This is a genomic window from Streptomyces millisiae, assembly GCF_031845425.1.
GTDB classification, from domain to species: Bacteria; Actinomycetota; Actinomycetes; order Streptomycetales; family Streptomycetaceae; genus Streptomyces; species Streptomyces millisiae.
Window position 1 is genome coordinate 1 of record NZ_JAVREM010000312.1, and the last position, 448, is coordinate 448.

The window sequence follows — 448 nt, forward strand, 5'->3', positions numbered from 1 at the left end:
GGGTTCGGCTGGCTTGCCGGGCGGCCCAATGGCTTGACCTGCGGTTTGTCTCCGGCCCGGGGGATCTGCTGCGCGGGATCGTGGCGCGGTCGGGTGGTTCGTCCGGCCGGACTGTCGTGGTGTTGCGCAACGCGCAACTGGTGACGTTCACCGAGATGGACATCCACCACCCCCACGCCCTGGTCCCGGTGCTCACCGCCGGTCTGTCGCAACGCAGGCCGGCGCGGTTCGAGGAGTTCGCGCTCCCGGCCGCGGCCGGTGCCCGCGCCGACGAGCAGATCCGCAACGGCACCTCGCTGGTCGAAGTGCTGGGATTCCTCGGTGTCCCGGCCTCGGCCCGGCCGATCGTGGAATCGGTGTTCGACGGACGGCGTACCTACGTCGAGATCGTCGCCGGAGAGCACCGCGACGGCCACCGGGTCACCACCCAAGTGGGGGTCAGCATCAT

1 protein-coding gene is annotated in these 448 nt (G+C 70.3%); it reads left to right on the forward strand.

Annotated elements, in window-relative coordinates; all coding sequences use genetic code 11:
- Positions 1 to 65: 65 nt before the first annotated feature.
- On the forward strand, positions 66 to 448 hold a 383-nt coding region (locus RNC47_RS36835; protein ID WP_311605229.1), incomplete at its 3' end, for an ESX secretion-associated protein EspG.